The following is a 26,969-nucleotide window of genomic DNA, read 5'->3' on the forward strand; positions in this document are numbered from 1 at the left end:
GCGGGCCCCCGCCCGACATGGGGCAGGATGGCGGAATCCGTACGAAGGGACTAAGCACGTGAGCATCGACCCGTCCTCGATTCCGAATTTCGGGGGACAGCCCGAACCGCAGCAGGGCGATGGACCGGCGGGCCCCGTTGTCCCCGACCAGGACCTGGTCAAGCAGCTCCTGGACCAGATGGAGCTCAAGCACGTCGTCGACGAAGAGGGAGACCTCGCGGCGCCGTGGGAGGAGTTCCGCACGTACTTCATGTTCCGTGGCGAGGACGACCAGCAGGTCTTCTCGGTGCGGACGTTCTACGACCGCGCGCACGGCATCGAAGAGAAGCCCCAGATCCTTGAGGCGATCGACGACTGGAACCGCCGCACCCTGTGGCCGAAGGTCTACACGCACACGCACGACGACGGCACCGTCCGCCTCATCGGCGAGGCGCAGATGCTGATCGGCACGGGCGTCGCGCTCGAGCACTTCGTGTCGTCGACGGTCAGCTGGGTGCGGGCCGCCATCGAGTTCGACAAGTGGCTGGTCGAGCAGCTCGGCCTGGAGGCCGAGGTCGACGCCACCGAGGGTGAAGAGAAGCCCGACGACGAGGCCTAGGCCACGCCGCGGCGAGAGCCCGGCCGGGACGCCACACCATCAGGTGGGCGCCCCGGCCGGGCTTTCGTCATGAGGGGGGCTACAGCGACTTGAGCCGCGCGACCGCGTCGGCCAGGACCTCGTCCTTCTTGCAGAACGCGAAGCGCACGAACGGCGCCCCGGCCTCCCGGTGGTCGTAGAAGACCGCGTTCGGGATGGCGACGACACCGATGCGCTCGGGCAGGGCCCGGCAGAAGGCGAAGCCGTCCGACTCGCCCAGGGGCCGGATGTCGGTGGTGACGAAGTACGTGCCCGCCGGGCGGTAGACATCGAAGCCCGCGGCCGTCAGGCCCTCGCTCAGGAGGTCCCGCTTGGCGCGCATGCCCTCGGCGAAGGACGTGAAGTACGTGTCGGGCAGGGCGAGGGCCTCCGCGATCGCGTACTGGAACGGGCCCGACGACACGTAGGTGAGGAACTGCTTCGCCGAGCGGACCGCCGTCACGAGCTCCGGCGAGGACGTGATCCAGCCGACCTTCCAGCCGGTGAACGAGAACGTCTTGCCCGCGGAGCCGATCGTCACCGTGCGCTCGCGCATGCCGGGGAAGGAGGCGAGCGGGATGTGCGCCGTGCCCTCGCCGTCGTCGAAGACCAGGTGCTCGTACACCTCGTCCGTGACGACGAGCAGGTCCCGCTCGACCGCGAGCCTCGCGATCTCGGTGAGCTCCGCGCGGGTCAGGACCGTGCCGGTCGGGTTGTGCGGCGTGTTCAGGAGCAGCAGCCGGGTGTGGGGCGTGATGGCGTCGCGCAGCTCGTCCAGATCGAGGCGGAAGCGCCCCTCGGCCGCGTCGGGGCGCAGCGTCACCGGGACCCGCTTGCCCCCGGCGAGGGCGATCGACGCCGCGTACGAGTCGTAGTACGGCTCCAGGGCGATGACCTCGTCACCCGGCTCGACCAGCGCCAGCAGGGACGCGGCGATGGCCTCCGTCGCACCCGCCGTGACCAGGACCTCGCGGTCGGGGTCGTACGCCAGTCCGTACCGGTGCTGCTGGTGCGCGGCGATCGCGGTGCGGAGCTCCGGGATGCCGGGGCCCGGCGGGTACTGGTTGCCGCGCCCGTCCCGCAGCGCGCGGACCGCGGCCTCGCGGATCTCCTCGGGGCCGTCCGTGTCGGGAAAGCCCTGCCCGAGGTTGATGGCACCCGTTTTCACGGCCAGCGCGGACATCTCGGCGAAAATCGTCGTACCGAACTCGGCGAGGCGGCGGTTGAGCAGCGGGCGCCCGCTCCCGGATGTGGAGGTCATGGCCGCCATCCTGCGCCCAACCTCTGGAGTTGCTCAACTCACGTACGGGCTTGGGGGCCTGAAGTGATGCACGAGGCGTTGCGCCTGACCTGCGGCGGAGCCGTCGTCGTTGGTCGTCGTCGGCTGTTATCGATCTTCGTTGGACGGCCCAGAGACGGCCCAGGGCTTACGGGGAGAGGAGCTGTGCGCCACATCTCGGTGGTCCTCCCACGCTTGAACTGATGTAAGCCAGACGTGGAGGCATGTGATCTGCTTTCATGCAGTATGGCCAGCCAGAGAGCTGCATGGCGCCCGGAATCGAAACTACGGTCGAAAGTGCACGCGGGTATCCTCGGCCTGATCGTGGGTATATTTGTCCTGCTGCTTCGAACCAGTACGTGGTTGTACCGAAGCCGCTTCCTCATAGGGATTCCCTCACTTTTCATAGTCACTGTGGTGCTAATTTGGCGTGGACCTTGGTGGTTCGACGGTAAGTACATCAGTGACGATGAACTGAGGTCAGGGTCCGCTGCCCTTGTAACCGGATTCCGTACAGCTGTCGTGCAGTTTGCGGCAGTGGCTGGCGCCAGTATCGCCTTGGCTTACACTGCACGCAATTACAAGCTGGCCTTCCGTGGGCAAGTGACGGATCGTTTTACAAAGGCCTTGGAGCGCCTCGATTCAGAGCGAATGCACGTGCGTCTCGGCGGGATCCTTGCTCTTGAGCAAATCGCCGCCGATGCTCCCGATCAGTCGCGGCACGCCCGGCAGGTACTGAGCGCATTCCTCCAGTCGCAAGCGCCCAGGTGTGGCGGGCGCGAGGCAGGGGCACCACTTCCTGCTGACGTCACAGCGGCTGTGACTGCTCTGATCAGTCGTTACGAACCCTTTGCTCGATTGGACTTTCGTGATTTAGATCTGTCTCAAACGTATTTCGGCCGAGGAGATTTCCGCAATGCGCAACTTGAGCGGGTAAGCCTCGCGGGAGCGAACCTTGAGTTTTCCTTTTTTGCGAACGCAGATCTATCCGGGGCCGACCTGTCTCGCGCATGGCTGGATGGGGCACAATTCCACTACTCTAAAGGGTTGACTGTAGAACAAGTCTTGAGTGCCTTCCCGTCTCTTGGCACGAAATTACCGAACGGAATAGAGAATGATCCGCTAGTAGTGGAACGGATCTCTGAAGTCGAAGAATGGAAAGCGGGCAGGAATTCGTGAAGTCGGGGGTTAGCGTGGCAAGGGGAGGCGGAAGTATCTGTCGGCGGCTGCGGCAACGAGGCCATCCAAGCAGGCGAATAGCGCAGCCTGATGCATAACTCCCGCTACCGGTCAAGGACACCGACGGCAAGGGCATCGACCTGCTGATGCGGCTGTGCAACTTCGCCAACGCGGAGACCGAGTGCCTGGCCATCGCGTGGCTGATCGGCTGTCTCGGGCCGTCCGTTCCCGTCCCCGCGCCGTTCCTCACCGGCCCGCAGGGCGCGGGCAAGTCCACCGGGGGCCGGATGCTCACCCGGATCATCGAGGGGATGAGCGGTGACCTGCGGCGGGCGCCAAAGGATGAGGAGAACCTCACCGCGGCCGTGGCGGCGGGATGGATCACCGCGCTGGACAACCTCTCCCACATGACGCCCGACCTGTCGGATGCGATGTGCTGCATCGTGACCGGCGCCGAGAGCGTCAAGCGGGCCCTGTTCACCGACGGGGACGTATTCCGCGTCGGCTACCGCCGCCCCCTCCTTCTCACGGGTATCGACGTGGGCGTCATCCAAGGACTGGAAGCCCGCTCTCGCCAAGGTGGGATTCATCCCGGAGGCTGAGGAAGGGGAACGCTACGCGGGAGCCCGCGAGCACGGCATGCACGCCCTGAGGCACTTCTACGCCTCCGCCTTGCTGGACGCGGGCGAGAACATCAAGGCCGTCAGCGAGTACATGGGGCACGCCGATCCGGGGCTGACGCTGCGGGTGTACGCCCATCTGATGCCCGATAGCCGGGAGCGCGCCCGGCGCGCCATCGACCAGGTCTTTGGAGCCCTCTCCGCAGGCGATGACGGCCCACAGACGGCCCAGTGAGGCGCGGACGGCCCCTGAACTGCACCTCTGAGCAGGTCAAAGGCATTTGCCCCGCGAGAACCCTCTGAAGTTGCTCAACTCTGCTTTGGGTCGGCATGCGCGGGGGCATTCCCCTTTCACACGAGAAGTACGAGGCAAGAAGAAGAAACAAGAAGAACAAACAAGAAGAAGAACGCGGACCCACGCGGACCCACGGGGGGCCTGCTTCGGGGGAATGGAAAGGGGCGTGGAGGTCATGGTCTTGGTCTTCGTGGTGATCGCAGTGGCTCTGGTCGTCGGACTCGCGATGTACGCGGGGCGGGGACGCGGCGGCGGTTCGGGCTCCAGTGCGGCCGGTGCGGCGGGGTCCGGCGGCGGTTGGTGGGCCGGCGGTGGTGACAGTGGCGGGGGGCACGGCGGTCACCACGGCGGTGGCTCATGCGGTGGCGGTTCGTCCTGCGGCGGCGGTTCTTCGTGCGGCGGCGGTGGCGGTTGTGGCGGTGGTGGAGGCAGCTGACACGGGGCAGCTGGTCCGTCCATCTGTTGAAGTGCCCGGTGGGAGGCAACTCCTGCCGGGCACTTCGTCGTTGAGTCATTGAACAGTTGAACTGTGCAGCCCCCGCGGGGGTGGAAACCCTCCGAAGTTGGGTAAAAGCGCAGTGGCAGTGCAGCAGTCCATGATTCCCTCTTAACCGTCAGCACCGCCCTCGGACGGACGACTTGGACATCAAGGACGTTCTCGTGGGCACGAGCCGGCATCCCGACCGCCCGGTCTCCGACCGTGCGCGCCGGCCCCACCTCCATTGCGTGTTAGCGGAGCCGACCCATGCTCACGACCCTGAAGACTGTCTACACCGACACGTGCGCCGCGGACCTCGCCTGGACCCTTGGGCGCGAGCCGCTGCCCGCGCTCGCCACACTCGAACTGGAACTGTCCGACGCGAGAATGGAGCTCAGACTCCTCGGCGCGTCGCACCAAGTGATCCTCGAAGAGGAGCAGGGCACCTGCTCCGAGACCGTCGCCTGCATCCCCGGCAGCAGTACGCCACTGCCGCTCGGCGTCTCCAAGCGCCTGGGCGAGTGGGAGTACGAATTCGCGGCGCGTGTCGAGACCCTCTCGCGCGGCCAGTTCGCGGGCCGCGCACAGGAATTACTCGCCCTGGTGGCCGACCACCCGCGGGGCCTCGCCGGGGTCTTCCCCGGCAGTCCGCACGCGTTCACGGCCATGCTGGCTCAGCGGCACGAAGGCGTGGTGCAATGGCGCACCTGGCACGCCTACCCGCAGGACGGACAACTCGTGGCGACCCGCACCCGCGTGGGCGTGCGCATGCCGGCCGTGCTCTGACAGAGCTCTGAAGGTGCTCTGGCGGTGCTCTGACCACCGCGCCCCGCAGACATCTCATATACACCTCCGGCGTCGAGTTGCATCCTTGTGGGTGACTGGATGTGCGAGTGCGGTGACGTAGCGTTCCCAAGGTGATCGAGCCGTCAACGCATTTACCGGTGACGCCGAGGACGGGGCGGTTCCTCGTCCTGGTCGGCGTCTTCATCTGCGCGGCCTGCGGTCTGGTGTACGAACTCGAACTCGTCGCCCTCGCCTCGTACTTGATCGGCGACTCGGTCACGCAGGCGTCGGTGGTCCTCTCGGTGATGGTCTTCGCCATGGGCATCGGCTCCCTGCTCGCCAAGCACCTGCGGTGCCGCGCCGCGGTCGGCTTCGGTCTGGTCGAGGCCGCCCTCGCACTGGTCGGCGGACTGAGCGCGATGGCGCTGTACGCGGCGTTCGCCTGGACCGGCGACCGGGGCGAGGTCTGGGCGAGCGGCTCGCGTTATCTCCTCGTCGCGTTCTCGCTCGCCATCGGTCTGCTCATCGGCGCCGAAGTACCGCTGCTCATGGTGCTCATCCAGCGGATCAGACGGCAGGACCCCAGCGGCGCGGTGTCCGACCTGTTCGCCGCCGACTACGTGGGCGCGCTGGTGGGTGGCCTCGCCTTCCCCTTCCTCCTGCTCCCGCTGCTCGGACAGCTCAGCGGTGCGCTGATCACCGGCGCGGTCAACGCGCTGGCGGGCGGTGCGCTCGTGTTCGGCCTGTTCCGCGAGGACTTGAGCGTGCGGGGCCGCTGGGCGCTGCTCGTCGCGAACGCCACGGTCCTGGGCCTGCTCGCCTCGGCCGCCGTCCTCGTCGGCGACTTCGAGGATGCGGCGCGCCGGGCGGTCTACGGCCAGGACGTACGGGTCGCCGTACAGACCGACATCCAGGAAGTGGTGCTCACCGGCGGCAGGCGCGACTCGCTCGACCTCTACCTCGACGGGCGGCTGCGCGTCAGCGGCCGTGACGAGCACCGCTACCACCGGGCGCTCGTCGGCCCCGCGATGAGCGGACGCCACGCGCGCGTGCTGATCCTCGGCGGCGGCGACGGCCTCGCGGCGCGCGAGGTGCTGCGGCATCCGGGAGTACGCCGGGTGGACGTCGTCGAACTCGACCCGGAGGTGGTGCGGTTGGCGCGGCACGACCCGGCGCTGAGCGAGCTGAACGAACACGCGTACAGCGACCCCCGGGTGCGGGTGGTGCAGGCCGACGCGTTCCGCTGGCTGCGCTCACCCCCTCGTACGTACGACGTGGTGATCTCCGATCTGCCCGACCCCGGCATCACCGCCAGCACGAAGCTCTACTCCCAGGAGTTCTACGGCCTCGCGCGCCAGGCCCTCGCCGACGGCGGACGCCTCGCCGTGCACGCGGGGCCGATGGCCGACCGGCCGCGCGTCTTCTGGACGGTGGAGGCGACGCTGCGGGCGGCGGGGCTGCTCACCGAGCCGTACCGCGTGGGCGGCAGGATCTCCGGGTTCGCGGCGGGCCCCGACCGGACGGCGGAAGGCGCCTCCGCGCCGCGCGACTGGGGCTTCGTCCTGGCGGCCAGGTCCCGCCCCGTCCTGGAACCGCCCGGGACGGCGGCGCTGCTGCGGGTGGGCGTGGCGTCCGCCGAACGGACGCGGATGCGGGGCCTCACCCCCTCCACACTGGTGCACCCGCGGTACGCGAACTGACGAACTGACGTACATGTTCTCGGCCACGTGGGTAGGCTCGACTGCCATGGAGCATGAGGTGTTCGTTCCGGTTCCCGCCGACCGTCTTCAGCAGGTGCTGAGCGACCCCGAGCAGGTCGCTGGGGCGGTGCCCGGCCTTCAGCGTGACGCCGACGAGTCCGCGTCGCCGCTCTCCGGCCGTCTCAGGGTGCGGGTCGGGGGGCACACGATCACGTACCGCGGCGCGGCGCGGGTCGCCCGCCGCGGCGAGGGTTCCTTCGCGATCGAGGGCGAGGGCGTGGAGGTGCGGGGCGGCGGCTCCGTGAAGCTCTCGCTGACGGTGCGGCTCGAATCCGCCGATGACGGCGCCGGGACCCAGCTGGTCTTCGCCGGTACGGGCGCGGGCGAGGGGCGCGTCACCGAAAGTTCTCCACAGGCTGTGGAGGGCGCGGTGCGGCGGCTCATCGAGCGGTTCGCCGAGGGGCTGGGCCGGGCGGCCGAGCCGAAGCCCGAGCTTGCGGCGCCCGAGCCGGAAGCGGTGGTCGAGCCGGTCGACGCCCCCTCCGTCTTCGAGACGGAGGTGCCGCCGTCGTCGTTCGACGACACCGATGACACCGTCGACACCGACGTGGAGATCGAGGACGTCGTGGTGCCTCCCGCCGAGGCCGCGCACGCCCGGCGGACGATGATCGGCCGCAGCGCGGAGGAGGTCGACCACGCGCCGCCCCGCGGGCGGTACGCCCCGGCGCCCGCCGCCGAGTCGATGTCCACGAGGGCCACCCTGCGCTGGGCCGCGCCCGCGGCCGCGGTGGTGCTGGCCTCGGCGATCGTCGCGGGCCGCGTCTTGCGCCGTAGGCGGTGAATTTTCCCCGACCCCGCCCCTTCCCGAAAACCGTGCCTGCGCCCCGGGCCTACCCGGGGCTCCGCCCCAGACCCCGACAAGATGTCCTCAAGCGCCGGACGGGCTGGATTTTCCAGCCCGTCCGGCGCCTGAGGACGAACTCGGCGAAGCCGGTGATGACGGTACGCACAAGGCCCCTGCGCCGAGCGGGTTTGTGGGAAGGGGCGGGGTTGGGGAAGTAAAAGCCCTTTGGCCGTAGGGTCGTCCCCGTGAGTAGCGAAGACGTGACACTGACCGCGGGTGACGCGGAAGTTACCGTGCAGGCGGGGAACGGCTGCCGGATCGGGAGCCTTCGGGTCGGCGGGACCGAGCTGTTGAGGCAGGGCGAGCGCTACGGCTGCTTCCCCATGGCCCCCTGGGCCGGCCGCATCCGGGAGGGAAAGTTCCGCAACGGCGGCACCACCCACCAGATGCCCCTCAACTCCCCGCCGCACGCCATCCACGGCTTCGCGAGGGACGCGGCATGGCGCACCGCCCGCGCGGGCGAGAGCGAGGCCGCGTTCACGTACGACCTGACCGATCCCTGGCCCTACGAAGGCCGCGTCACGCAGATCGTCGCGCTCACCGAGGACTCCCTCACCCTCACGCTCGGCATCGAGACGTACGGCGACTCCTTCCCGGCCCAGGCGGGCTGGCACCCGTGGTTCAACCGGAACCTGGGGCAGGAGGACGTCCGCATCGGCTTCGAGCCCGCCTGGCAGGAGGAGCGGGGCGATGACCATCTCCCCACCGGCAACCGCATCGCCCCCACCCCCGGCCCCTGGGACGACTGCTTCGGCATGCCCGACGGCGTCGACGTCACCCTCACCTGGCCCGGCCAGCTCGCGCTCACGGTGAAGAGCCGCGAGCCGTGGGCCGTCGTGTACGACGAGCAGGAGGCCGCGGTGTGCGTGGAGCCGCAGACAGGCCCGCCGAACGGGCTCAACACCCTGCCCCGCCTGGTCACCCCCATCGACCCCCTGGAAGCGTCGACGACCTGGACCTGGGCGCGGCTTTAAGCTGACAGGCATGACTGACGACGTACGTGGCGTGCTGCTGCAGCAGATCAAGGACAAGGCCGTGGTGCACGGCAAGGTGACCCTCTCCTCGGGTCTTGAGGGCGACTACTACATCGACCTGCGCCGCATCACTCTCGACGGCGAGGCCGCCCCCCTGGTCGGCCAGGTCCTTCTCGACCTCACCGCCGACCTCGACTTCGACGCCGTGGGCGGCCTCACCATGGGCGCCGACCCCGTCGCCGGCGCGATGCTGCACGCCTCCGCGGCCCGCGGCAAGCGGCTCGACGCCTTCGTCGTGCGCAAGGCCGCCAAGGCGCACGGCATGCAGCGCCGCGTCGAGGGCCCGGACATCAAGGGGCGCCGCGTTCTCGTCGTCGAGGACACCTCCACCACCGGCGGCTCCCCGCTCACCGCCGTCGAGGCCGTGCGCGAGGCCGGTGCCGAGGTGGTCGGCGTCGCGACCATCGTGGACCGCGCCACCGGGGCGGGCGAGAAGATCACCGAGGGGGCCGGGGTGCCGTACCTCTTCGCGTACTCCAAGGACGACCTCGGCCTGGACTAGGCCTGGACTAGGCCTGGACCAGGGCTGGACCGGGGCCGGACCACGGCCGGACCGGATCCGGTGTCCGTCGGGCGGCCGGAGCCGCCCGGCAAGTCTGGAAAGATGGGGGCGACGATGACGTCGCCCCCTTAGGTCAGGGCCAAGCACACACCCGCACATCACAAGGAGCGGACACATGCCCATCGCAACTCCCGAGGTCTACGCCGAGATGCTCGACCGGGCGAAGGCAGGCAAGTTCGCCTACCCGGCCATCAACGTGACCTCCACCCAGACCCTGCACGCCGCGCTGCGCGGCTTCGCGGAGGCCGAGAGCGACGGCATCATCCAGATCTCCACCGGTGGTGCGGAGTTCCTGGGCGGCCAGTACAACAAGGACATGGTGACGGGCGCCGTGGCCCTCGCCGAGTTCGCGCACATCGTCGCCGCGAAGTACGACATCACCGTCGCGCTGCACACCGACCACTGCCCCAAGGACAAGCTGGACACGTACGTCCGCCCGCTGCTCGACGTCTCCGCCGAGCGCGTCAAGGCCGGCCGTGACCCGCTCTTCCAGTCGCACATGTGGGACGGCTCCGCCGAGACCCTCGCCGACAACCTGGCCATCGGCCAGGAGCTGCTCGCGAAGGCCGCCGCCGCGAAGATCATCCTCGAGGTGGAGATCACCCCCACCGGTGGCGAGGAGGACGGCGTCACGCACGAGATCAACGACGAGCTCTACACGACCGTCGACGACGCGCTGCGCACCGCCGAGGCCCTCGGCCTGGGCGAGAAGGGCCGCTACCTCCTGGCCGCGTCCTTCGGCAACGTCCACGGCGTCTACAAGCCGGGCAACGTCGTCCTGCGCCCCGAGCTCCTCAAGGACCTCCAGGAGGGCGTCGGCGCGAAGTACGGCAAGCCGGCCGGTTCGCAGCCGTTCGACTTCGTCTTCCACGGCGGCTCCGGCTCCACCGCCGAGGAGATCGCGACCGCCCTGGAGAACGGCGTCGTGAAGATGAACCTCGACACGGACACGCAGTACGCCTTCACGCGTCCCGTCGCGGACCACATGTTCAAGAACTACGACGGCGTCCTGAAGGTCGACGGCGAGGTCGGCTCGAAGAAGACGTACGACCCCCGCACCTGGGGCAAGGCCGCCGAGGCGGGCATGGCCAAGCGCGTCACCGAGGCCTGCGCGAACCTGCGCTCCACGGGCACGAAGCTGAAGTAGCCGCACGGCAGGCACCACCGCGTCCGGATACGGGCCCGGCACCCTTCCCTGGGTGCCGGGCCCGTACGCGTATGGCGCAGACTGGAACCCATGGCCATTCACAAGGATCTGCTCGGGGGACCGCCCCCGACCCACCTGCCCGACGACCCGGAGCCGCGCGAGCTGCTCGCGAACGGCGCGGCGCCCGCCGACGTCGCGGCGAAGTACCCCACCTCCTCGCTCGCCTGGGCGCAGCTCGCCGACGAGGCGTTCGAGCGGGGCAGCGTCGTCGAGTCGTACGCGTACGCCCGTACCGGCTACCACCGCGGCCTCGACTCGCTGCGCCGCAGCGGCTGGAAGGGCCACGGCCCGGTGCCGTGGGAGCACGAGCCGAACCGCGGCTTCCTGCGGGCCCTGCACGGCCTCGCCCGCGCCGCCCAGTCGATCGGTGAGCAGGAGGAGTACGAGCGCTGCGCCGGCTTCCTGCGGGACTCCTCGCAGACCGCGGCGGACACCCTGGGCTGACGCCCGCACCCGCCCGACCGGCGGAAAAACGTACAGGACCTGCCCGGCCACCCTGTGTGACCAGGCAGGTCTTGCCGTTTCCCGGGATGTTGCGGAGGATGCCGGTGGGGACCGGGGCCCCCGTGTCGGTAACGGCAGGGGCGGACCGCTACCCGGAGTACGTATCAAGGAGATCGCGATGTCCCAAGAGGCGGACACCCCGAACCTCGACTTCGCAGGAACCACCCCGTACGAGGACTACGTCCAGGCGGACGTCCTCACGCACCTCCAGCACCTGCGCTCGGACGACCCGGGCGAGATGGTCTTCCTGGTCACCACCCAGGTGATGGAGCTGTGGTTCACGGTCATCGTGCACGAGTGGGAGACCGCGTCGCACGCCCTGCGCCGCGACGACATCCCCACCGCCGTGGCCGCACTCAAGCGCAGCCTGCGCGAACTGGAGGCGCTGAACGCCTCCTGGCGCCCGCTCGCCCAGCTCACCCCCGCGCAGTTCAACTCCTACCGTTCCGCGCTCGGCGAGGGATCCGGATTCCAGTCCGCGATGTACCGCCGCATGGAGTTCCTGCTCGGCGACAAGTCCGCGTCGATGCTGGTGCCCCACCGGGGCGCGCCCCGCGTGCACGCGGAGCTGGAGAAGGCCCTCCAGGAGCCGAGCCTGTACGACGAGGTCCTCGCCCTGCTCGCCCGCCGCGGGCACGCCGTCCCGGCCGCCGTGCTGCAGCGCGACCTGACCAAGAAGTACGAGCCGTCGCCCGAGGTCGAGAAGGTGTGGACCGACCTCTACGCCGGTGACGAGAGCGATGAACTGGCCCGCCTCGGCGAGACGATGACGGATGTCGCCGAACTGGTGTGGCGCTGGCGCAACGACCACCTGGTGGCGACCCGGCGCGCGATGGGCTCCAAGACGGGCACCGGCGGCTCCGCCGGTGTGGCGTGGCTGGAGAAGCGCGCGACGAAGAACGTCTTCCCCGAGCTGTGGACTGCGAGGAGCCATGTCTGAGGCCGGCCTCAAGGAGCAGGCGGCGAAGCGCGACGCCGACGACGAACTCCGCGCCAAGCGCGCGGAGTTCGTCCTGGACGACACCGTCTACCTGGACGGGAACTCGCTGGGCGCCCTGCCCGCCGTCGTCCAGGACCGGGTCGCGGACGTCATCTCCCGGCAGTGGGGGCAGCTGCGCATCCGCTCCTGGGACGAGAGCGGCTGGTGGACCGCGCCCGAGCGCATCGGCGACCGCATAGCCCCCCTCGTCGGGGCCGCACCCGGCCAGATCGTGGTCGGCGACTCGACGAGCGTGAACGTCTTCAAGGCCCTGGTGGCCGCCGTACGCATGGTGCGCGACCCGGACGAGGGGCGGGACGAGATCGTCGTTGACGCGACGACGTTCCCCACGGACGGGTACATCGCCGAGTCCGCGGCGCGGATGACGGGATGCCGTCTCGTGCCGGTGGCGCCCGGCGAGGTGCGCGGTGTCCTCGGCCCGCGCACGGCCGTCGTGCTGCTCAACCACGCCGACTACCGCACCGGGCGCCTGCACGATCTGCCCGGTCTGACGGCGGCCGTGCACGACGCGGGCGCGCTCGTGGTCTGGGACCTGTGCCACACCGCCGGTGCGCTGCCCGTCGGGCTCGACGCGCACGGCGTGGACCTCGCGGTCGGGTGCACCTACAAGTACCTGAACGGGGGCCCGGGTGCACCGGCGTACCTCTACGTACGGGCGGATCTGCAGCCCCGCTTCGACTCCCCGCTGCCGGGCTGGAACTCGCACGCCGAACCCTTCGGGATGCGGCCGGAGTTCGAGGCGGCCCAGGGTGCGCTGCGGGGGCGGGTCGGTACGCCGGACATCCTGTCGATGCTGGCGCTGGACGCGGCGCTCGACGTGTGGGACGGCGTGTCCATCGAGGCCGTACGGGCCAAGTCCCTCGCGCTGACGGACTTCTTCGTCGAGTGCGTGGCGTCCTACGTCCCCGAGGGCAGGGTCGAGGTGCTCACCCCGGCCGCCCACGCGGAGCGCGGCAGCCAGGTCGCGCTGCGGTCCCAGGACGCGGGTGACGTGATGCGACGCCTCATCGAGCGGGGCGTGGTCGGCGACTTCCGGGCGCCGGACGTGCTGCGGTTCGGGTTCACGCCGCTGTACGTCGGCTTCGCCGATGTGGAGCGGGCGGCGCGGGTGCTCGCCGAGACGCTGGGCTGACCGCCGGTATCGGGCGGGGGCGGGGTAGGGGAAGATCAAGAGACCAGCACCCCGCCCCTTGCCCCCACCCGCAGAGAGGTAGTCGCATGCCGGACGACGCCTACGCCGTGGCCCGTGATGCCGCCGAGGCCGAGGCCGCCTTCTCGCACCCCGCGGTGACGCCCGACGCCACCGCCGCGTACGGCGAGCACCCCGACCAGGTGGTCGACTTCTACGAGCCCCGCACCGCCACGGAGAACCCCGCCCCCTTCGTCGTCGTCCTGCACGGCGGCGCCTGGCGCGCCCCGTACGACCGGCAGCACCTCACGCCCTTCGCGGACTTCCTGGCAAGGCGGGGCTTCGCGGTGGCCAGCGTCGAGTACCGCCGCGGCAGTTCGATCCCCGCCCAGGGCGGGGACGGGCCCGTCGCCGGGCGCTGGCCCGAGACCTTCGACGACATCGCCGCCGCCTTCGACGCGCTGCCCGCGCTCGCGGCCGAACTCCTGCCGACCGCCGACCTGCGCCGCACCGTCGTCACCGGCCACTCGGCCGGCGGCCACCTCGCCCTCTGGGCCGCCGCCCGTCACGTGCTGCCCACCGGCTCCCCGTGGCGCCTGGACCGGCCCGCCCCCTTCCGGGGTGTCGTCGCCCTCGCGCCCATCGCCGACTTCCGCGTCGCCCAGGAGCTGGGCGTCTGCTCGGGCGCCGCCTTGCAACTCCTCGGCGGTGACGCGCACTTCGAGGAGCGTCTCCCGCACGCGGACCCGGCGGCCCTGCTGCCGACCGGCATCGCCACGACCGTCGTCCAGGGACGCACCGACATCGTGGTGCCGCAGGCGGTCGCCGAGGCGTACGCCGACGCCGCGGCGAAGGCGGGCGAGGTCGTCGGCGTGACGCTGCTCGAAGAGGTCGGGCACTTCCCGCTCATCGACCCGGCCGCCGACGCCTGCGCCGTGGTGGCGGAGGAGATCGCGCAACTGGCGTTCTGAGGGGGCGGGTACGGGCCTACACCTGGACCACCAGCTCCCGCAGCCCCCGGATCACGAAGTTCGGCTTGCGCTCCGGCTCGGCGGCGAGGGTCAGGCCGGGCGCCCGGCGGAGCAACGCCCCGAGCGACGCGGCCAGTTCGATGCGGGCCAGGGGTGCGCCGATGCAGTAGTGGATGCCCGCGCTGAAGGAGATGTGCGGGTTCTCGGCGCGGGCCAGGTCCAGTTCGGCGGGAGCGGTGAACACCGCCGGGTCGTGGTTCGCGGAGCCGAAGAGGAGGGCGACCTCGCTGCCCCGCGGGATCACCGTGCCGTCGACCTCGATGTCGTCGAGGACCCACCGCTCGAAGAGCTGGAGCGGGGTGTCGTACCGCATCAGCTCCTCCACGGCGGTGGGGATCAGTGCCGCCGGGTCGGCACGCAGGGCGGCCAGTTGAGCGGGGTTCTGGAAGAGGGCGTACCAGCCGTTGACGGTGGCGTTGACCGTCGCCTCGTGCCCCGCGTTGAGCAGCAGCACGCAGGTGGAGATCATCTCCTGCTCGCTGAGTGACTCCCCTTCGTCGTGTGCGGCGATGAGCCCCGAGATCAGGTCGTCGCCCGGCTTCTCGCGGCGCACGGCGATGAGTTCGCGCAGGTACGCCGAGAACTCGAGCGAGGCCCTGACCGCGCGCCCGGCGGTCTCCTCGGAAGGGCTCAGCTCGTACATCCCGCAGATGTCGGCGGACCAGGGCCGCAACTGGTCCCGGTCGCTCTCCGGGATGCCCAGCATCTGCGCGATCACCGCCACCGGCAGCGGCTCGGCGACGCGTGCGGCGAGGTCACCGCCGCCGTCGTCCACCAGCTCCCGTACCAGCCGGTCGGCCAACTCCTCGACGTACGGGCTGAGTTGCTGGACAGTGCGCGGCGTGAACGCCTTCGACACCAGGCGCCGGATGCGGGTGTGGGTGGGCGCCTCCAGGTCGAGCATGCCGCTGTCGTTCAGGACGTGGAACGGCTCGTGCTCGGGCGGCGGGGCCTGCCGCCCGAACTCCTCGTGCGTGAAGCGGTGCAGATAGGTCCGCCCGAGCCGCCGGTCGCGCAGCAGCGCGGACACGTCCGCGTGGTGCGGGACGAGCCACTGGTCGGTGGGTTCGAAGTAGTGGACCCGCCCGGCGGCCCGCAGTCGCGCGTAGGCCGGGTAGGGGTCGGCGACGAACTCCGGGGACCAGGGGGCGAAGGGAGCATCCATGGAGGGACGGTAGTCGCAGGTGCGCCCGCCCAGGAAGGGATCAGCCCGGGGTGACCAGCCGTGCCTCGTACGCGAAGACCGCCGCCTGCGTGCGGTCGCGCAGGCCCAGTTTCACCAGGATGCGGCTCACATGGGTCTTGATCGTGGACTCGGCGACGACGAGGCGCGAGGCGATCTCCCCGTTGGACAGGCCCTGGGCGATGAGGACGAGGACCTCCGTCTCGCGCTCGGTGAGCTCGCCGTACTGCTGCGCCTGCACCGTCGCCGAGAGGCGCGGCGTGTCGCCCAGCTTGGAGAACTCCGTGATGAGGCGGCGCGTCACGGAGGGCGCGAGCAGGGCCTCACCGGCGGCCACCACCCGCACCCCGTCGGCGAGTTGGCGCGCGGAGGCGTCCTTCAGGAGAAAGCCCGACGCACCGGCGCGCAGCGCCTGGTAGACGTACTCGTCGAGGTCGAACGTCGTGAGGACGAGGACCTTCGACGTGACGTCCGCCGCGACGATCTCGCGGGTCGCCTCGATGCCGTTCAGCTCGGGCATGCGGATGTCCATCAGGACGACGTCCGGGTTGAGCTCGCGGACGCGGTCGACCGCCTCGCGGCCGTTGACCGCCTCGCCCACGACCTCGAAGTCCGGCATCGCGTTGAGCAGCACGGAGAAGCCTTCGCGGACCATCATCTGGTCGTCGGCGATCAGTACGCGGATCGTCATTCCTGGCCTCCGGTGGGTTCCGACGCGGACGCGACGGGCAGGAACACGGTCACTTCGTAGCCGCCGTCGGCCGTTTCCTCGGTCGTCATCGCGCCGTCCAGCATCGTGACACGCTCCCGCATGCCGGTGAGACCGTGGCCCGCCCCGGGGGACGGCTTGACCAGGCCGGTCGCGGGTCCGTTGACGATGCGCAGGCCGAGCCCGCCAAGGACGTAGCCGACCTCGACGCGGGCCGTGGCGCCGGGTGCGTGGCGCAGGGTGTTGCTCAGCGCCTCCTGAACGATGCGGTACGCGGAGAGCTCGACGCCCTGCGGGAGATCGCGGACGGCTCCGGTGACGACCTTCTCGACGTCCAGGCCGGTCTCGCGGACGTTCGCGATGAGCCGGTCCAGGTCGCCGAGCGTGGGCTGCGGGGCGTCCGGCGCCTCGTAGTCCTCCGCGCGTACGACACCGAGGACGCGGCGCAGCTCCGTCAGCGCGGCCACGGCGTTCTCGCGGATCGTGACGAACGCCTGCTCCAGTTCCGGCGGCGGGTTCTCGACGCGGTAGGGGGCGGCCTCCGCCTGGATGGCGACCACCGACATGTGGTGCGCGACGACGTCGTGCAGCTCGCGCGCGATCGTCGTCCGCTCCTCCAGGAGGGTGCGCCTGCCGCGCTCCACCTCGGTGACCGTCCGCTGGACGCTGACCTCGTGCTTGGCCTCGCGGCGGACGTGCACGAAGGAGGCGGCGAGGAGGGCGAGCGCGGAGAAGAAGAGCATCTGCGGGGTGTTGGAGCCGTACCCGGGGCTGAAGCCGATCTCGGCGACGATGCCGTACAGCCCCGTGCCGACCCACATCCAGGCGGCGGTGCGGGGGCGGGTGCGCAGGGTGATCACCGTCATCACGACGATGTGCGCGAAGAAGACGCTGGAGGGCCACGGATGCTCGCCCCACGGATTGCCGACGGCGCCCGCGAAGGGCGTGACCGCGAGCAGGAGCCACCAGGCGCCGATGGGCCTGATCAGGGTCATGAGGATGGTGGCGGCCGGGACGATCCCGGTGATCACGTAGTCGAGGCCGATGGAGTCGTCCGCGTACCCGAGGAGGACGGTGAAGAAGGCGGCGACCGCGAGGGCCGCGTGCGGTGTCCAGCCCGCGTAGGGGCGTATGCGGGCGGGGAGGCGCCGGGTGAGGGCCCCGTCCGTACGCATCGGTTGCAGCGGGCGGTAGGCGAAGGCGTCCCGGAAGAGGTCCTGCCGCAGGCCCGCGAGCGCCCCCATGGCCAGGCGGAACTCCGGGCTGCGGTTGCCGCTGGTATCGGTCTTGGTCGCGTCAGTCACGCTTACGAAGGTACGGGTGCGGGGCAGGGGGGTCGTCCCGCCAGGGAGGGGTCCTCCCCCCTCCATCCCAGGTACTACAGGACCCCTCCCGGGTGGGGCACCCTCACCCGCCATGGATCACGTAGTCAGGTCCCTGCGGTGCAAGCCTGCGAGGCCGGCTGTGGTCAGGGTCGCCGCCGTGGCGAGGAGGGCTGCTACCGGGGCCCAGGTCATCGGGGAGCCCGGGAGCTTCGGGAGGTGGCCGTAAGGGGAGAGGTTCATGGCTGCCTGGGGGAGGTCCAGGGCCGGGCCGATCCAGCCGATGGCCAGGCACACCCCCGCCACCCCCCACGCGGCCACCGCGGCCCGAGGAACCGCCCCCACGAGCAGCACCGCGAGCCCGCCCAGCGCCCAGATCGCCGCCACCTGCACCAGGCACGCCCCGAGGATCGGCCCGAGGTCACTCCCGTACCCGAGGGCGAGACCGAACCCGCCCACCAGCATCAGGAGAACCGCACCGCCGAAGGCGATCACCAGGTGGCCGCCCGCCCACCGCAGCCGCCCCACCGCGCCCGCCAGGACCGGTTCCGCCCGCTGCGAGGTCTCCTCGCCGTGCAGCCGCAGCACCGAAGCGACGACGTACAGGGACGCGACCATGCCGAGCATGCCGACCATCGTGGCGAGGAAGGCGTCCGTCAGGCCCGCCTGGCCGCCCATCCGCTCGATGATGTCCCGGGTGTTCTCGTTGTCGCCGACGATGTCCGCCGCCCCCTCGGCCATCCCGCCGAAGACCACCCCCGAGGCCAGGAACCCCAGCGTCCAGCCGAGCACACTGCCCCGCTGCAACCGCCACGCGAGCCCGCCCGCCGAAGCGAGGCGACCGCTCGCGGGCCCCGGCCGGGTCGGCAGGAAACTCATGCCGACGTCACGCCGCCCCGCCAGGCCGTACGCGACCGCGCCCTGCGCCACGACCGCGGCGGCGACCAGGAGCAGCACCCACCACCGCTCCCCGGCGTAGGCACGCAGGTTCTCCGTCCAGCCGAGCGGCGAGACCCAGGTCAGGGCCGATGAGCCGCCCTCGCTCCCCGCGTCACCGGCGGCCTTGAGGACGTACGCGGCCCCCAGCACCCCGGACGTCAGCCCCTTCGCCAGCCGCGCGCTCTCCGTCAGCTGGGCGACGATCGCCGCCATGGTGGCGAAGAGCATCCCGGTCCCCGCGACGCCGAGCGCCAGCGCGAGCGCACCGGCCGAGCCCTGCCCGGCCATCCCCCCGGCGATGAGCAGCCCCACGGCGGCGTTCGCCACGAACGCGGCGAGCAGCGCGGCGGTCAGCGGCGCACGCCGCCCCACCATCGCGGCGGAGAGCATCTCCTGGCGGCCGGTCTCCTCCTCCTCGCGCGTGTGCCGTACGACGATGATCAGGCTCATCACGGCGGCGAGGATCGCTGCGTAGACGCCGATGCGCCACGCGGAGAGCGCCCCGAGCGAATCCCCGAACACCGGCGAGTACAGCGCCCGCATCGAGGAGTTGGCGTTCATCGACCGCATGGCATCGGCCCGCTCGGCAGCCGTTCCGTACGTCTGCTCCAGCGCGCCCGGCATCGAGAGCACCAGGCCGCCGACGACGAGGACCCAGACGGGCATCATGACGCGGTCACGCCGCAGCGCGAGCCTCAACAGGGCGCCCGTACCGGCGAGTTGGCGGGAGCCGCCAGTGCGGGAGGCGAACCCCGATGCTTCGGCGAGGGCGGTCATCGCGCGTCCGCCTTCTCCGCGGCACCGCTCACCCGGACGTCCGCCTGGTAGTGCCGCAGGAAGAGCTCCTCCAGCGTCGGCGGCGTGGAGAGGAGCGAGCGGACCCCGGTCTCGGTGAGCGATCGCAGCACGGCGTCCAGCTTGTCGGTGTCGACCTGGAGTTTGACGCGATGCCCGGACACGTCGACGTCGTGCACGCCCGGCAGCCGGGAGAGCCCGTTGGGCGGCCCCGCAAGCTCGGCGGTGACGCTGGTCCGCGTCAGATGCCGCAGCTCGGCCAGCGACCCGGCCTCGACGGTCTGCCCCTTGCGGATGATGCTGACCCGGTCGCAGAGCGTCTCCACCTCGCTGAGGATGTGCGAGGAGAGCAGGATCGTCCGCCCCCGCTCGCGCTCCTCCTCGACGCAGCTCTGGAAGACCTCCTCCATGAGCGGGTCGAGCCCGGAAGTGGGCTCGTCGAGGATCAGGACGTCGACGTCGGAGGCGAAGGCGGCGACGAGGGCGACCTTCTGCCGGTTGCCCTTGGAGTACGTACGGCCCTTCTTGGCGGGGTCGAGTTCGTACCGCTCGACGAGATCGGCCCGCCGGGTCCGGTCGAGGCCGCCGCGCAGCTTCCCGTACAGATCGATGACCTCGCCGCCGGAGAGGTTGCGCCACAGGGTGACGTCGCCCGGCACGTACGCCACGCGCCGGTGCAGTTCCACGGCGTCGCTCCACGGGTCCTTGCCGAGGAGCTGTGCGGCGCCGGAGTCGGCGCGGAGCAGGCCGAGGAGGACCCGGATGGCCGTGGACTTCCCGGCGCCGTTCGGGCCGAGGAAGCCGTGCACCTCGCCGGCCTCGATGTCGAGGTCGAGACCGTCCAGCGCGTGCGTCCTTCCGAACGACTTGTGCAGTCCGGAGACGGTGATTGCCTTCGTCATGTTTCTGAAAGTACGCTTCTTTCAGAAATTTGTGAAGTTAAGGAAGCGTATAAACTCGACCATGAACGGGACACGCTCGACGAAGCACAGGGGAGATGATCGACAGATGCCCAAGGGGTCCGAGGGGTCCGCGGAGGGCACGCGACGTGACGACGAGGTCGTCTCCCGGTTCGTGGAGCAGTTCGCCGCGCAACTGGTCGAGGCGGGCATGGCGAGGATGCCCGCGAGGATCTTCGCGGCGCTCCTGGCCTCGGACTCCGGCGCGCTGACCTCGGCGGAGCTCGGGAAGCAGCTCCAGGTGAGCCCGGCGGCGGTGTCGGGCGCGGTCCGCTATCTCACGCAGCAGCACATGGTGGCCCGGGAGCGCGAGCCCGGCTCCCGGCGCGATCTCTTCCGGGTGCACAGCAACCAGTGGTACGAGGCGCTGGCCAACCGTGACGGGGTCCTCAAGCGCTGGGAGTCCGCCCTGCGCGACGGCGTCAGCAGCCTGGGCGCCGACACCCCGGCGGGCCGCCGCATGGCCGAGACGCTCGCCTTCTTCGAGTTCGTCGAGCACGAGCTCGTGGCCATGCTGGACCGCTGGCGGGTGCACCGGGAGACCCTGTTCGGCAAGTGAGCCACCGGGGCAGGCGCGCGCAGCCGGTCACCCCTGCGCACCGGCAGTCACCGAGGCAGCATCAGGCCCCAGGCACTGGCCCGCACCGACCACGTCCGCGTCCGCACGGGCCCCCCGACCACCGCGTCCGCCCGGTAGCGGAAGTCCGCCCCGGACACCGTGACCGTCCGGGCCCGCGCGCGCAGGGCCTCCGCCGCCGCGCCCACCGAGGACGGCCGCACCTCGACCTCCGCGAGACCGTCGGCCCCCGGACGCACCGAGACGCCCTCCACCGGCTGGTCCAGGTCCACCACGAGCACCCCGTCCGCCTCCACCCGCAGCCGCGCGGGACCGGGTCCCGGCGCCGACGCCACCCGCGAGGGACGCGCCAGCGTGCGCACGAAGGACTGGCACGTGCGCAGCCAGGGGTGGTGCCCGTCCACCGCCGTGCCCCCGGGGGCAGTCGAGGCGACGGGCGGGATCCGCAGCGTCCCGAGGACCACCCCGTCGCTGTCGTCCACCAGCAGATCGAGCCGCCGCTCGGCCCCTTCGAGCACCGCGCGGGCCGCTGCGACGGCCCCGGACGGCACTCCGAGGGACCTGGAGAGCACCTGGGAAGCCCCCACCGGAACGACCGAAATCGCACACGAACCGAGCTCCCGCTCGCGGTACAGGACCGTCACGGCACGCAGCAGCGCCCGGTCGTCCCCGATCACCACGGGACGCCGTGCACCCCTTCTGGCCAGGGCCTTCGCGAAATCCTCCGGTCCTTCCGGCAGGCAGATCCGGATGGCCGCGCCCGCGCCGAGCACATCCTTCGCGATCCGTACCGACTCACCGTCCGTGCGCCGGGCGACCGGGTCGATGACGACTAGCAGCTGGTCGCGAGCCGACAACGTGCGCCCCTTTTCAGAGTCCTCGGGTAGCATCTTTGTGCAAGAGCCCCTTGCGCTATTGCGCCAGGGGCTTCGTCTATTCCGGGGCAGCATCCAAGGCACACCCATACGGCGGCTACGGCCCCTGACCTTGGACATGCCCCGCCCGGAAGGGGTGTACGCCTGTGCCCGCACTTGTGCTGCTCGGTGCTCAGTGGGGTGACGAAGGCAAGGGAAAGGCCACTGACCTGCTCGGTGGCTCCGTGGACTATGTAGTGCGATACCAGGGCGGCAACAATGCCGGCCACACGGTCGTCGTAGGCGACCAGAAGTACGCGCTGCATCTCCTCCCTTCCGGGATTCTCTCCCCGGACTGCGTGCCTGTCATCGGCAACGGAGTCGTCGTCGACCCGTCGGTCCTGCTCTCCGAGCTGAGCGGTCTGAACGAGCGCGGCGTCGACACGTCGAAGCTGCTGATCAGCGGTAACGCGCACATCATCACGCCGTACAACGTGACCGTCGACAAGGTGACGGAACGCTTCCTCGGCAAGCGCAAGATCGGCACGACCGGCCGCGGCATCGGCCCGACGTACGCCGACAAGATCAACCGCACCGGCATCCGCGTCCAGGACCTCTACGACCAGTCGATCCTGGAGCAGAAGGTCGAGGCGGCTCTTGAGGTCAAGAACCAGCTCCTCACCAAGCTCTACAACCGCCGCGCCATCGAGGTCGGCCAGATCGTCGAGCAGCTCCTGGAGCACGGCGAGAACATCAAGCAGTACGTCGCCGACACCACCCTGATCCTCAACAACGCGCTCGACGAGGACAAGGTCGTCCTCTTCGAGGGCGGCCAGGGCACCCTCCTGGACGTGGACCACGGCACGTACCCCTTCGTCACCTCCTCGAACCCGACCGCGGGCGGCGCCTGCACGGGTACGGGCGTCGGCCCGACGAAGATCAGCCGCGTCATCGGCATCCTGAAGGCCTACACCACGCGTGTCGGCGCGGGCCCGTTCCCGACGGAGCTCTTCGACCAGGACGGCGAGGACCTGCGCCGCATCGGTGGCGAGCGCGGTGTCACCACCGGCCGTGACCGCCGCTGCGGCTGGTTCGACGCGCCGATCGCGCGCTACGCGACCCGCGTGAACGGCCTGACGGACTTCTTCCTCACGAAGCTGGACGTCCTGACGGGCTGGGAGCAGATCCCGGTCTGCGTGGCGTACGAGATCGACGGCAAGCGCGTCGAGGAACTCCCGTACAACCAGACCGACTTCCACCACGCGAAGCCCGTCTACGAGATGCTCCCCGGCTGGTCCGAGGACATCACCAAGGCGCAGACCTTCTCCGACCTGCCGAAGAACGCGCAGGGTTACGTGAAGGCGCTCGAGGAGATGTCGGGCGCGCCGATCTCCGCGATCGGCGTGGGCCCGGGCCGCACGGAGACGATCGAGATCAACTCGTTCGTCTAGGCGTCCTCAGTACGGCGAAGGGGCTCCCCGGCCAGTCCGGGGAGCCCCTTCGCCGTACCCCCGTCCGGTCCGCCCCGCTCAGCCCGCCCCGCACATCCGCAGCCCCACCGGCGTCTGGCACGGCAGGTGTCCGTGCGTGCGGACCACGTCCTGGCCGTTCCCGCGGATCGCGTACGCGAGGAAGCTCGACGCCAGGGAGTCGGCGGGCGGACTGCCGTAGGTGTAGGCGTACTCGATCTCGCGGTACGGATAGCCGCTCGACTGGATGTGGTCAACGGACGGGGTGTGGCCGTCCAGGGTCAGGCGGTGCATGCCCTTGAGGGCGCTGGTGTTGCGCAGCTCGCTGTAGCCGATCGCGCCGGGGGTGGTGGCGACCGTGTCCAGGACCTGTTCCGTGGAGTCGAGTTCACAGCGGATCACCGGCGCCCTGGGGCCGATGTCCTTCGTCAGGCAGTCGCTCGACGACTCCTGGATCTCCGGGGCGCCCTTGAGGACCCGGTGCTGGAGGGTGACCCGCGTGCCGGAGCTGGAGCCCCGGCTCACCAGGACCACCGGCAGGTCGGGTCCGCCCCGCAGCTCCTTCCAGTTGCGGATCTCGCCGGTGAAGAGGCGGCGTACGTCCGTCGTGGAGAGGTTCTTGACCGGGACCCTGTCGTTCAGGACGAGCGCGAACAGGGAGACCGCCACCCGCGTCTCGCTCAGCTGCGCGTAGCTGGCGGGGCGCGGCCCGTCGGAGAAGGCGATCACCGGCGGTGAGCCCTTGCCCGGCCCGGTGTCCGACGCCGCCAGCTCCCGCACACCGCCCCGGCTGCCGTGCGCGCTCACCGTGATGTCCGAGCCCTCGCAGTCCTTCATGTACTTGTCCGCGAGCTCGGTGGCGACCGGCTCGAACGCGGTCGACCCGGTCAGGGTGAGAGTGCCCTTCTCGCAGTACGAGGGCGGTGGCGGGGTGTCGGGGCGCAGGATGAGCCCCGCGAGGCCGAGGATCACCAGGCTCAGCGCGATGGCCACCCGCTGCGAGAGCCTGCTGAACACCGGCGGCTTCTCGTCGGGTGCCGCGCTGTGGTTCTCGTGCGTCTCGCCGCCCTGGATGCCGCCGACGACCGTGTAGTCGCTGTCGACGGGGCCGCCGGTCAGCAGGACCAGGAGCTTGTAGTACTCACCCCGGTTGAGCGGCACGCGCGGGATGTGCAGCCTGCCGGATTCGTAGCCGAGGCCCGTGCCGGGCGCGAAGTGCTCCATCAGATGGTCGGCCGCGGGCGGCAGCGTCACCGCCACCGCGCGGATCGTGCGGTTCTCGAAGACCGCGGTCAGGCCGTGCGGCGAACGGCCCGTGTAGTCGGCGACGTCGATCGGCAGCGAGCCGTCGTTCTCGACGCGGAGCAGCACCAGCGTCGCGTCCGACATCTCGGGGGCCTCGTCGAAGAGACCGAGGCGCGCGTTCGCGTCGCCCGTGCGGACGTTGTCGCCTATCGCCGTGTCCATCTGCTTGCGGTAGCCGATGCGCTTGCGGCGCGGTACGCGGCGTTCGAGCAGGACGGGGACGAACGCGCCGGCGATGCCGACCAGGATGGCGAGCACGGCGATGATGTTTTCGGTGCTCAACCAGTTCATGGGCGGCACGGTAGGGGGCGGCCATGACCGCCGGGCGGCGCTTGTCCGTCCGGACGGCAGCTGTTCGCCGGGGGTTCAACTACCGTCGCCGTACGCCCAGTTCAGTGGCCGCGCGGTCCTGACTCCCGGCCTGGCTCTGACTCCCGGACCTGGTCCTGGTCCTAGCCCTCCTTGTCGTACGTCAGCCCCTTGTCCGTGCCCGCGCTCTCGCGGTGCAGCCTGCCGCCGGAGAGCAGCGTCACCGTGCTCGCCTCGCCCGCCTTGCAGGAGCTCGCGGGCTGTCCGACGATCACGTCCGTCGGACCGATGCTCAGGGTGTTGCCGCTCGCCGACTCCAACTTGCCCTGGAACACGCAGTGGTACGTGCCGCCCGTGTCGGTCGGGCCGTCCGCGGTGATCGAGACGACGGTGTCGCCGACGTCGCCCTGCTGGAGGACCAGACGCCGGGAGTTGCTGCCCAGGTTGTTCTGGATGGAGCCGTTCCAGGTGCCGAGGAACTTCTCCGGGATCGTGCCGTCCGCGGTCTCCTCCTCGGAGGCGGCGGACGTGGGCGGGGTCTCGGCATCCGACGAGCCGTCCTCGGACGGCGTGCCCGGAGTCGAGGGCGCGCTGGACGGCGTATCGGAGTTCGTGCCGCCCGCCTTGGTGGTGCCGTCGCCCTTCATCACCGCGTACACCGTGCCGCCCGCCCCTATGGCCACTATGACGGCCACCGCGATGAGCGCGGCGGTGGACCGCCCGCTGCGGCGCGGGGGCTCGCCCTGGGGGTGGACGAGGGGGCCGTAGGGAGGCGTGGGGCCGTAGGGCGGTGTCGGGCCGTACGGGCCTTGCTGCTGCGGGTAGCCGTAGCCGGGCGGCGGTTGCTGGGGGTGCTGCTGGGGTTGAGGGTGCTGCGGGTGCTGCTGGGGATAGCCGTACGCCGCCTGGCCCGGCGGGGGAGTGGGCGGTGGTGCCTGCCCGGTGATCATCGTGGGGAGGTGGTTCACGGGCGTCGCGTCGCCGGGTCTGCCGGGCGCCGGCGGGGTGTCACCGTCGACGGGGCCCGGCCCGGTGCCGTTCCCCTCGGCGGACGCGGCCGCGGCGGCTGCTCCGGCCACGGCGGCGGCCCCGGCAGCGGCTTCCGCTGCTGCCCCGGCCTCCGCGGCGGACCTGGCCGCGCCGTCCCCGCTCCCCGCGGCCAGCTCCTTCGGCGGTGCGAGCGACACGGGCGGGACCGCCCCCTTCGCGGACGCTCCCTTCGCGGACGCCTCCGAGCCGTCCTCGTCCGGATCTTCCGTGTCCAGCAACTGCACGGCATGGCGGCCCAGTTGGGCCACCAGCGCGCCGGGCAGCCAGGGATCGCGTGTCCGGCCGCCGTCGCCGAGGGTGTCCTCCGCGCCCGTCCGCTCGAGGACCTGCCCCAGCGTCGGCCGGTCGGCGGGGTTCTTGCGCAGGCAGTCGCCGACCAGCTCGGCCAGCTCCTCCGGAAGCCCCTCCAGGTCCGGCTCCTCCTGCGCGATGCGGAACATCAGCGCGTGCACGCCGCTGTTGGCCGTGCCGAACGGCAGCGCGCCCGAAGCCGCGTAAGAGAGGACCGAACCCAGGCAGAACACGTCACAGGCCGGGGTGATCCGGTCGCCGCGCACCTGCTCGGGCGCCATGAAGCCGGGCGAGCCGACGAGCGCGCCGGTGCGGGTCAGACCGCCGTCGGTCACCGTCTCCAGGGCGCGGGCGATGCCGAAGTCGATGACGCGGGGTCCGTCGATCGTGACGAGCACGTTCGACGGCTTGAGGTCGCGGTGGATGAGGCCCGCCGCGTGAATGTCCTTGAGGGCGTTGGCGAGCCCGGCCGCCAGGATCTTCACGGACCGCTCGGGCAGCGGCCCGTGGTCGTGCGAGATGACGCTCTGGAGCGAGGGACCCGCGACATACCCCGTGGCCAGCCAGGGGATCGTCGCCTCGGTGTCCGCGTCGAGCACCGGCGCCGTCCACGCGCCGCCGACCCGCCGCGCCGCCTTCACTTCCTGCCGGAAACGGTTCCTGAACTCCTCCTGCTCGGCGAGCTCTTCACGCACCAGCTTGACCGCGACCGTACGTCCCCGGTCGGATCGCGCGAGATAGACGTGCCCCATGCCGCCCGCGCCGAGTCGCGCGAGCAGCCGATAGGCGCCTATTCGCTGTGGATCCCCAGGTCCCAGTTTCTCCATCGCCGCGCCGACCTCCCCCGTTGGTGTGCAACAGATCGAGGATAGTGGGGCGGTAG

General features: G+C 70.7%; 23 protein-coding genes and 2 pseudogenes. 16 read left to right on the top strand and 9 right to left on the bottom strand.

From position 1 onward, the window contains the following. The first annotated feature begins 58 nt into the window (after positions 1 to 58). Positions 59 to 598 carry a YbjN domain-containing protein gene (locus AB0E78_RS07020; protein ID WP_361829132.1) on the top strand — a complete coding sequence of 180 codons (540 nt, stop codon included), beginning with the start codon at positions 59 to 61 and terminating at the stop codon, positions 596 to 598. Positions 599 to 677: 79 nt separating this feature from the next. On the opposite strand, the gene AB0E78_RS07025 is transcribed toward AB0E78_RS07020, so the two are convergent. Beyond that, on the bottom strand, positions 678 to 1,886 hold the full coding sequence (locus tag AB0E78_RS07025) for a pyridoxal phosphate-dependent aminotransferase (protein WP_361829134.1): 1,209 nt from the start codon (positions 1,884 to 1,886) through the stop codon (positions 678 to 680). 546 nt (positions 1,887 to 2,432) lie between these two features. Between AB0E78_RS07025 and AB0E78_RS07030 the strand changes: the two genes are divergently transcribed. The 13 genes and pseudogenes from AB0E78_RS07030 (at position 2,433) to AB0E78_RS07090 (ending at position 14,264) form a co-directional block, all read left to right on the top strand. Beyond that, the gene (locus AB0E78_RS07030) at positions 2,433 to 3,074 is read left to right on the top strand and encodes a pentapeptide repeat-containing protein (RefSeq protein WP_361829136.1); all 642 of its coding nucleotides are present in this window, start codon (positions 2,433 to 2,435) and stop codon (positions 3,072 to 3,074) included. A 98-nt stretch (positions 3,075 to 3,172) separates the two neighbouring features. Next, positions 3,173 to 3,628: pseudogene (locus AB0E78_RS07035) on the top strand (ATP-binding protein); the annotation flags it as partial. After that, positions 3,627 to 3,929 (top strand): annotated as a pseudogene (locus AB0E78_RS07040) (tyrosine-type recombinase/integrase); the annotation flags it as partial. The pseudogenes AB0E78_RS07035 and AB0E78_RS07040, both read left to right, overlap by 2 nt. An 805-nt stretch (positions 3,930 to 4,734) precedes the next feature. Further along, entirely contained in the window at positions 4,735 to 5,253 is a 519-nt protein-coding gene (locus tag AB0E78_RS07045; RefSeq protein WP_361829138.1) for a DUF2617 family protein, read from the top strand. Between the two features lie 158 nt (positions 5,254 to 5,411). Then, the gene (locus AB0E78_RS07050; protein ID WP_361829139.1) at positions 5,412 to 6,953 is read left to right on the top strand and encodes a polyamine aminopropyltransferase; all 1,542 of its coding nucleotides are present in this window, start codon (positions 5,412 to 5,414) and stop codon (positions 6,951 to 6,953) included. Positions 6,954 to 6,999: 46 nt separating this feature from the next. Further along, positions 7,000 to 7,794 (top strand): SRPBCC domain-containing protein, encoded by a 795-nt coding sequence (locus AB0E78_RS07055; RefSeq protein ID WP_361829141.1) that lies wholly within the window; start codon positions 7,000 to 7,002, stop codon positions 7,792 to 7,794. Between the two features lie 248 nt (positions 7,795 to 8,042). Beyond that, positions 8,043 to 8,831 carry an aldose 1-epimerase gene (locus tag AB0E78_RS07060; protein WP_361829143.1) on the top strand — a complete coding sequence of 263 codons (789 nt, stop codon included), beginning with the start codon at positions 8,043 to 8,045 and terminating at the stop codon, positions 8,829 to 8,831. A 10-nt stretch (positions 8,832 to 8,841) separates the two neighbouring features. Beyond that, a complete protein-coding gene (gene pyrE / locus AB0E78_RS07065; protein ID WP_361829145.1) occupies positions 8,842 to 9,393 on the top strand; it encodes an orotate phosphoribosyltransferase in 552 nt (183 codons plus the stop codon). 175 nt (positions 9,394 to 9,568) lie between these two features. After that, positions 9,569 to 10,600 carry a class II fructose-bisphosphate aldolase gene (gene fbaA, locus AB0E78_RS07070; RefSeq protein ID WP_361829147.1) on the top strand — a complete coding sequence of 344 codons (1,032 nt, stop codon included), beginning with the start codon at positions 9,569 to 9,571 and terminating at the stop codon, positions 10,598 to 10,600. Between the two features lie 90 nt (positions 10,601 to 10,690). Beyond that, a complete protein-coding gene (locus tag AB0E78_RS07075; RefSeq protein ID WP_361829148.1) occupies positions 10,691 to 11,104 on the top strand; it encodes a DUF3151 domain-containing protein in 414 nt (137 codons plus the stop codon). Positions 11,105 to 11,282: 178 nt separating this feature from the next. Continuing rightward, positions 11,283 to 12,104 (top strand): tryptophan 2,3-dioxygenase family protein, encoded by an 822-nt coding sequence (locus AB0E78_RS07080; RefSeq protein ID WP_361829150.1) that lies wholly within the window; start codon positions 11,283 to 11,285, stop codon positions 12,102 to 12,104. After that, on the top strand, positions 12,097 to 13,296 hold the full coding sequence (gene kynU / locus AB0E78_RS07085) for a kynureninase (protein ID WP_361829151.1): 1,200 nt from the start codon (positions 12,097 to 12,099) through the stop codon (positions 13,294 to 13,296). Before AB0E78_RS07080 ends, kynU begins: the two co-directional genes overlap by 8 nt. Positions 13,297 to 13,382: 86 nt before the next feature. Next, complete coding sequence (locus AB0E78_RS07090; protein WP_361829152.1) at positions 13,383 to 14,264, top strand: alpha/beta hydrolase; 882 nt, start codon at positions 13,383 to 13,385, stop codon at positions 14,262 to 14,264. Between the two features lie 16 nt (positions 14,265 to 14,280). Here the strand turns inward: AB0E78_RS07090 and AB0E78_RS07095 are convergent, their stop codons facing one another. From AB0E78_RS07095 to AB0E78_RS07115, 5 genes are all read right to left on the bottom strand, one after another. Further along, complete coding sequence (locus AB0E78_RS07095; protein WP_361829153.1) at positions 14,281 to 15,489, bottom strand: cytochrome P450; 1,209 nt, start codon at positions 15,487 to 15,489, stop codon at positions 14,281 to 14,283. Between the two features lie 40 nt (positions 15,490 to 15,529). After that, positions 15,530 to 16,198: a response regulator transcription factor gene (locus AB0E78_RS07100; RefSeq protein ID WP_361829155.1), complete on the bottom strand. Its 669-nt coding sequence runs from the start codon at positions 16,196 to 16,198 to the stop codon at positions 15,530 to 15,532. Further along, positions 16,195 to 17,460, bottom strand: coding sequence for a histidine kinase (locus AB0E78_RS07105; RefSeq protein WP_361829538.1), 1,266 nt, complete (start codon positions 17,458 to 17,460; stop codon positions 16,195 to 16,197). Before AB0E78_RS07105 ends, AB0E78_RS07100 begins: the two co-directional genes overlap by 4 nt. Positions 17,461 to 17,637: 177 nt before the next feature. Next, entirely contained in the window at positions 17,638 to 19,254 is a 1,617-nt protein-coding gene (locus AB0E78_RS07110) for an ABC transporter permease (protein ID WP_361829157.1), read from the bottom strand. Then, positions 19,251 to 20,174: an ABC transporter ATP-binding protein gene (locus AB0E78_RS07115; RefSeq protein ID WP_361829159.1), complete on the bottom strand. Its 924-nt coding sequence runs from the start codon at positions 20,172 to 20,174 to the stop codon at positions 19,251 to 19,253. Before AB0E78_RS07115 ends, AB0E78_RS07110 begins: the two co-directional genes overlap by 4 nt. A gap of 106 nt (positions 20,175 to 20,280) precedes the next feature. On the opposite strand from AB0E78_RS07115, the gene AB0E78_RS07120 reads away from it, so the two are divergent. Continuing rightward, positions 20,281 to 20,790 carry a MarR family transcriptional regulator gene (locus AB0E78_RS07120; protein WP_361829160.1) on the top strand — a complete coding sequence of 170 codons (510 nt, stop codon included), beginning with the start codon at positions 20,281 to 20,283 and terminating at the stop codon, positions 20,788 to 20,790. A 47-nt stretch (positions 20,791 to 20,837) separates the two neighbouring features. On the opposite strand, the gene AB0E78_RS07125 is transcribed toward AB0E78_RS07120, so the two are convergent. After that, positions 20,838 to 21,665 (bottom strand): diacylglycerol kinase family protein, encoded by an 828-nt coding sequence (locus AB0E78_RS07125; RefSeq protein ID WP_361829162.1) that lies wholly within the window; start codon positions 21,663 to 21,665, stop codon positions 20,838 to 20,840. Positions 21,666 to 21,829: 164 nt separating this feature from the next. Here AB0E78_RS07125 and AB0E78_RS07130 point away from each other — a divergent pair, with 164 nt between their 5' ends. After that, the gene (locus tag AB0E78_RS07130; protein ID WP_361829163.1) at positions 21,830 to 23,113 is read left to right on the top strand and encodes an adenylosuccinate synthase; all 1,284 of its coding nucleotides are present in this window, start codon (positions 21,830 to 21,832) and stop codon (positions 23,111 to 23,113) included. A 78-nt stretch (positions 23,114 to 23,191) separates the two neighbouring features. Here AB0E78_RS07130 and AB0E78_RS07135 read toward each other — a convergent pair whose 3' ends face one another. Further along, positions 23,192 to 24,727 (bottom strand): substrate-binding domain-containing protein, encoded by a 1,536-nt coding sequence (locus AB0E78_RS07135; protein ID WP_361829165.1) that lies wholly within the window; start codon positions 24,725 to 24,727, stop codon positions 23,192 to 23,194. 161 nt (positions 24,728 to 24,888) lie between these two features. Then, a complete protein-coding gene (locus AB0E78_RS07140; protein ID WP_361829167.1) occupies positions 24,889 to 26,913 on the bottom strand; it encodes a serine/threonine-protein kinase in 2,025 nt (674 codons plus the stop codon). Positions 26,914 to 26,969: the final 56 nt, after the last annotated feature.

The organism is Streptomyces sp. NPDC032198 (assembly GCF_040636975.1).
Lineage (GTDB): Bacteria > Actinomycetota > Actinomycetes > Streptomycetales > Streptomycetaceae > Streptomyces.